This window comes from Dolichospermum sp. LEGE 00246, assembly GCF_015207865.1.
In the GTDB taxonomy this organism is placed as follows: Bacteria; Cyanobacteriota; Cyanobacteriia; order Cyanobacteriales; family Nostocaceae; genus Dolichospermum; species Dolichospermum heterosporum.
On the sequence record NZ_JADEWA010000352.1, the window covers coordinates 1 to 5805 of the forward strand.

Annotated in this window: 2 protein-coding genes; both read right to left on the reverse strand. The window is 36.4% G+C overall.

The features are described 5' to 3' along the window. Positions 1-1481: condensation domain-containing protein (locus tag IQ228_RS19475; RefSeq protein WP_228043962.1), on the reverse strand; the 1481-nt coding region annotated here is incomplete at its 3' end. A 671-nt stretch (positions 1482-2152) separates the two neighbouring features. Next, positions 2153-5805: SDR family NAD(P)-dependent oxidoreductase (locus tag IQ228_RS19480; protein WP_193964022.1), on the reverse strand; the 3653-nt coding region annotated here is incomplete at its 5' end.

The following is a 5805-nucleotide window of genomic DNA, read 5'->3' on the forward strand; positions in this document are numbered from 1 at the left end:
ACTGCATCCGGTGTTTTCTCTACCTGCTCTTCAAATAACTCATGGATACATTTATCAACAGGATATTCAACTTGGGTATCATTCCATTCTGTTAATAGCTGGTGCTTTTCAACTTCTGTCAATAATGGTAATTGGGCAATAGACTCCTGGGGATTGGTGACAATGGATTCCAGCAGGGTAATATAATGTCCTGCCATCCGCTCAATAGTCCTACTATTAAATAAGTCGGTGTTGTATTGCCAGCAAGGTTGCAACACTCCCTGAGCTTCCATTACCATTAAATTCAAATCTAAGTCTGCTCCCCTTTGATGTCCGAGCAAGTATGGCTCCATCTGAAGCACTTGTTCTTGAATGTGTGATGATTTTTCTGTTAGTTCACACCAACGATGTCGTTGCCAAGTAAAACTAACTTGAGATAAAGGAGAACGGCTGGGATTCTTTTGTGGCTGAAGTTTTTGTGCTAACAAACCAAAAGGGTAATCTTGATGATATTGGGCTTTTTTTACTGTCTTGCTGACTTGAGCCAGAAATTCTTGGAATGTCGCATTTTCCTGGACAGAAACCCTTAAAACTGTCAGGTTAACAAAGTAGCCAACAATCTCTTCGAAGTTTCCCCCCCTCCTACCCCTCATCGGGCTGGATATGAGGATATCTGTTTGGTTGGTGTATCGGTAAAGTTGGATGTAAAATGCTGTAAGCAGAATCTGATAAAGGCTGGTTTTAGATGCTACAGCTAGATGGTTGAGTTTTTCAGTTAACTGTTCATCTAGCTTGACTATGTATGATGCCCCTTGATATGTCTGTACTGCGGGGCGGGGTTTGTCTGGTAGCAAATTCAAAATTGGCAATTCTCCAGCTAATTGTTCTTGCCAGTGTTGCCACAGTTTTTCTCCCTGAGAACTAGATAGCATTTCTGATTGCCAGTGAACAAAGTCCGCATAGGATTTTTTTTCACTGAGATAATCTACTGTTTCTGTCTGTTCTTGACTAATTTGCTCAATTTCCCTGAGATATAAAGTTTGAAATTCACTCAGCAATAAATCAAAAGACCACATATCACCGGCAATGTGGTGCATTGTCAGCATGAGAATGTGTTTTTCTGCTGAACGACTAAATAAATTAACTCTCAAAACTGAATCTTGTTCTAAGTTAAAAGGGCGGTCAGCAATAGCATAGATTTTCTTTGCTAATTGTTCTTCGCTCCACTCCTTGCTATCTATTACCTCAACACTAAAATTCTCTTGTTGATTAACCTGCTGTACCGGTTTACCTTCATGATTGGTGTATGTGGTTCTCAGAATCGGGTGCTTTTCAATAATTTTTTGCCATACACGATTCACAACATCAATCTTTAACTCATAATCAATTTTTACCGTAATAAATATATTATAAGCAACGCTCTCTGGGGCAATTTGGTAGATAAACCACATTGCTTCTTGACCACATGAAAGTGGATAAATATTTTTAATATTTCTTGTCATAATTAGGCACACTCAAATACAAAATTTTACTACTAATTTTTTGATGATTTTGGCTTTTTAAGTAAGCAAATTTTCAATACAGCACTTTCCGGTGTTATGAGGTACATATCCAGCGGGCAAGATGCCCGCACTACAAGAGTTTTATAGTTCAAGTTTGCACCACATCAGAGCGAAATCTGCTGTAATATTTGCTTTATTTTAAGTTATTAAAAATAATATTATCAGGTTTAGCCGTCAACTACAAGGATATTTTACATAGTTAACCAGACAGTTAAGGAACTTCCAACTGTCAAGTAGTGAGACAGAATTAATTACACAATATCATTGCGTAAGCGTTGCGTGGCGTTAGCCATATGGAACGAAGTGAAATGAAGCAATAGCAAGGGTTGTGATTGCTTCCCTTCCCTCGCAATGACTGTAAATATTTTCGTCTAATTAATTACACAATACACAACGAAAATTGGTCATTTGGAGACTGAGAATTTGCGAACTGCTTGCAGCAGCGCTTCGCTATCGCCTACCAATATTCATTATGTTTGGTACAAAATATAAGATTTGATGGTTATGAAATTAAGAAAAAACCGATTGCGACACCGGGGTGCGGAATGTAGGTTAAAAGTGCGGTAATGGTGAGTCAATCACTAGGTTTTGGTATCTGTGCCATAGCCATTTTATAAATAATCCTCTTCGTATTCTTGTAATGATGTTTCAGTAAAGGTATTCTGACTTTGAGTTACTGTTTGAATTGCTGCAATTGTTTGAGCTAAACCCACAATAGTAGGTGTTTGCAATAAACGCTGGAGAGACAATTCTAAAGAGAAATCTTCCCGTAACCGAGAAATTACTTGACCAGCTAGTAAAGAATTTCCCCCCAATTCAAAAAAGTTATCATGAATTCCTAAAAGTGTCACTTTTAAAACTTGTTGCCAACATTGGGCAATTTTTAACTCTATCTCGTTCCGTGGTTCAATCTGCTCCCTATTTTCCTGATTGTTACTTCTTTTAATGAGTCTAGCACGATCAACTTCACCATTTTCTAAACAAGGCATTTCTGGCAGTTGTACAGAGTCATAAATACAAACATTGCCAAAATTATCTTGCACTTTTAAGCCCGGTAATTTAACAACCTCCCCCGTATTAGTTGTAAAATAGGCGGTTAATTTCTGTAAATTAAAAGTTGATGATTGCCAACGTAGAATATTTTGATTACTGCCATCTAAACCGATCAATAAATTATGTTGCTGATGGTGTAAGCTGGCCAGCATAGAAGATATTGCTTGGGAGCAGGACATGATATAAGAACCTTTAGCACGGATCAGATTTTTCATTTGATATCCTTGACTCATTCCTGTATCATCCCACATACTCCAACTGAAACAATAGCTGGTTAATTTATTGGTTAATTTATTTGGGGAATTTTGGTAATGAGTAAAACTATCGAGAAAACTATTAGCAGCAGCATAACCACCCACAGCAGTGCTACCAAAAAAACCGTGTGCTGAAGAAAAGTTAATAAAAATACTTGCCTGATTCTCTTTTGCTAACTGATGCAATACCCAAGCACCCAACAATTTAGGACATAGAATTGCGGCTAAGTTTTCCTGCGTTTCTTCTAGTACCTGTTGTTCGTGAAAAGTTCCAGCTAAATGCAATATACCATCAAGATTTTCACCCCATCTAAATTGAGCTTTTTCTACTATTATTTGCAACTGTTCTAAGTCACAGATATCAACGGACTCATAAATTACTTCACCCCCAAGCTGTGCTAATTCTTGATAGAGTTTGATGTGTTTTTCTGAATTTAGGGGAGTTCTCCCAACTAATAATAATTTAGCTTGGTAATGTTTTAACAAATACCGGGCAACTTCAACACCTATACCACCAAGTCCCCCGGTTATTAAATAAGTTCCTTCTTGTTGAAAGGTAATTGATGATTTAGGTGTGTTGGTAAAATCAACTTGTTCTAAGCGAGAAATTAAACGTTGTCCATTTCTGTATGCTAACTCTCGTTCTTTTGAGGAAATTTGCATTTCTTGGAGAATATAAAACCCATTTTTTTCAACTTCCGCAAAAGGTAAATCAATGTGGCGGCAGTTTAGTTTAGGTAGTTCTTGAGGAATAGTTTTTAATAGTCCTAATACTGTTGATTTCTCATAAGCTATAGGATCATCTGAGGCAATAGACTGAATATGAGAAGAAATAAATAGTAATTGAATATAATTATTAGTACCTTGAACTTTTGCTAAAGCCTGAACCAGGAATAATAAACTATATATTCCCTGTGCTTGTGCTTTTTCTAAGCTATCAATATTATTAATTTCCTGATATTTATCGTAAGTCCAAAGATGAAGAATCTGCCCAATAATAATCTTATCTGCTGCTAGGGATTCGATTAAAAGTTGATAATCTTTGGCTATTTCGGGATTAACTACATAATGAGAACTACTGATTTTTTGAAATTCTTTTCCAGGGTAAACGGTAATATATGACAGTTTATTTTCTGACAATGTTTGACATAAATAGTCACCCAACCCCCAATCATCGAGAAATACTAGAGTTGTATTAGTAATAGTTAAAGAGGAATTAACAGTAATGGGTGATTTAGGTTTCCATACTTGACGGTAAAACCAATTAGGAATGGTATTACTATTGCCTAGTAATATATCAACTCGTTTAATAGTTGATTTAAATTCACCTGTTTGGAAACGTTGGCTGAGTTGAGAACGTTGAATTTTGCCAATAGCGGTTTTAGGAATAATGTCTTTATCTATTGGAATTAAATAATCAGGATTTATTCTCACCTTGTTCACAACACAAGCGCGAATTTCCTTGAGTAGAGTTAATAAACTTTGATCATCATTTAGGTAAGTATTAAAAAATATAGCTAATTTATCAGTATTACTTCCTGGTTGTCTGACTGCACAAGCACCTGTATAAGAAACTTCTACTCCTGTCATTTCCTCAACAGCAGCTTCAATTTCATGACAATAGTAATTTAATCCATTAATGATAATTACATCTTTGATTCTGCCCGTAATGGTTAAACGTCCTTGATCTAGAAAGCCTAAATCCCCCGTATTAAACCAACCATCAGTAGTAAAAGCTTCTTGGTTTGCTTGTGGATTTTGATAGTAACCGATAGTAACAGATGCACCTTTTACCTGTAAACGCCCAATAGTATTTTCGGTTACTATTTGTTCGTTTTCATCAACAATCCGTAATGCAGCACCAGCAATTGGTAATCCTAATTCTACAAATGAAGTTTGATCTGAGGAAGATTCTAGAGAAAAACTGTCAGAATAGGTAATACCAGAAGAAGTTTCACACATTCCAAAGGCTGGGTGAATAGCATTAGTTGGTAAACCATGATGACTGAGAAGTTTTAAGAAATTCCTCGCTGTTTTTGTAACAATTGGTTCTCCAGCATTGATGATAAACTTCATAGAAGATAAATCCCATTGCTGGCGATTGATTTCTACAGCACGGTCACAAATTAAGGAAAACGCAAAGTTAGGCGACCAGCTAATTGTCGCTTGATGTTTATCAATTAAATCTAGCCAGTGAAGCGGTTTCTGTACAATTAAATCAGTATGTACATGAATTTGCTGGCAACCTAAACTCGCAGCCATGATACTCAGAGAAACTAACGCACCCACATGATCTAAAGGCATCCAGTTTAAAACACTTTCCTGGCTGGAAAAATGACCCATTAAAATTAAGCCAGTTGTCATACTCAAGATATTGCGATGATTTAACATCACACACTTGGGTATTCCCGTGCTGCCAGAAGTCAAAAGCAAAATTGCTAAATCTTCGGGTTGATTCTCATATATGTTTAAATCTGCTTCACATTGACGCAACTCATCAACGGTTACAATTTTAAAGTTTTCTAAGTTTAAACCTCTGGCAAAATCATCAATATCAGCAGCTAAAGAACCACTTGTTAGTACCAAGGGTTTCTCTAACATCTCCCAGGTGTTTTTTAATTTACTGGCTGTATTATTGGCTGGTTCATAAATGGGAGCAATAGATACTGGTACTGGAACAAAACCACCCAAAACACAACCCCAAAAAGCACAGATAAAATCTTGATTATCTTCCAGTTGGAAAATTACTTTGTCTTGAGGTTTGAGTCCTGTTTTTCTTAATCCAGCTAAAATGATTTGGGCATCTTGCCATAATTTTCTGTAAGATTGAAATGTCTCACTACCATCAGATTTAATATAGATAATACCTTTGTTTGAATTTTCTGAGGCTCGTTGTAATACTTCTACTAAATTTTTAGGAGCGTCTGGGGAGTATGGCAGTGGTTCACTGTGACTAA